Origin of the sequence: Bartonella capreoli (assembly GCF_902813205.1) — a bacterium.
GTDB classification, from domain to species: domain Bacteria; phylum Pseudomonadota; class Alphaproteobacteria; order Rhizobiales; family Rhizobiaceae; genus Bartonella; species Bartonella schoenbuchensis.
Genome location: NZ_CADDZX010000089.1, coordinates 1 through 645, shown reverse-complemented (window position 1 = coordinate 645; position 645 = coordinate 1). Strand labels below are relative to the sequence as shown.

The 645-nt window shown below is 38.3% G+C and carries 1 protein-coding gene; it reads left to right on the top strand.

Translation table 11 applies throughout. From position 1 onward, the window contains the following. Window positions 1–119: 119 nt before the first annotated feature. A partial coding sequence (guaA, locus tag J7R05_RS07470; RefSeq protein WP_208541791.1) for a glutamine-hydrolyzing GMP synthase occupies window positions 120–645 on the top strand: 526 nt, incomplete at its 3' end.

Below are 645 nucleotides of genomic sequence, written 5' to 3'. Positions count from 1 at the left end.
ATTTTTTATCTTAAATTTTATCAAAAGAACCTTTTTCTCAAGTAAACAGACTTGTGAAAAAAGAAAGATTGAATAATAAATCTTATAGGTTCTCTTTTACAATTATTGATTGGTTTTCTATGAACATATCACATCCAGACACTGTTCTTATTATTGATTTTGGTTCACAAGTGACACAGCTTATTGCACGGCGGGTGAGAGCAATGGGGGTCTATTGTGAAATTGTTCCTTTTCAGTGTGCTTTAGAAGGTATCAAGCGAATAAAACCTAAAGCTGTTATTTTATCGGGTAGCCCTTATTCAGTTGTTGATGATAATTCGCCGCGTGTTCCGATGGAAATTTTTGAAATTGCTGTTCCAGTTCTTGGTATTTGTTATGGTGAACAAGTGATGTGTATTCAACTTGGGGGAAAAGTTGAAGCAGGACATGAGCGTGAATTTGGGCGTGCTTTGTTGGAAGTACAAGAAGAGAGTGCCCTTTTTGATGGTGTATGGGTAAAGGGTTCTTGCTATCAAGTATGGATGAGTCACGGTGACCGTGTTACGGTTTTACCAGAGGGTTTTCGTGTCATAGGAACATCAAAAGGTGCTCCCTATGCTGCTATTGCTGATGAAATAAGGCGCCTTTATGCGGTACAGTTTCATC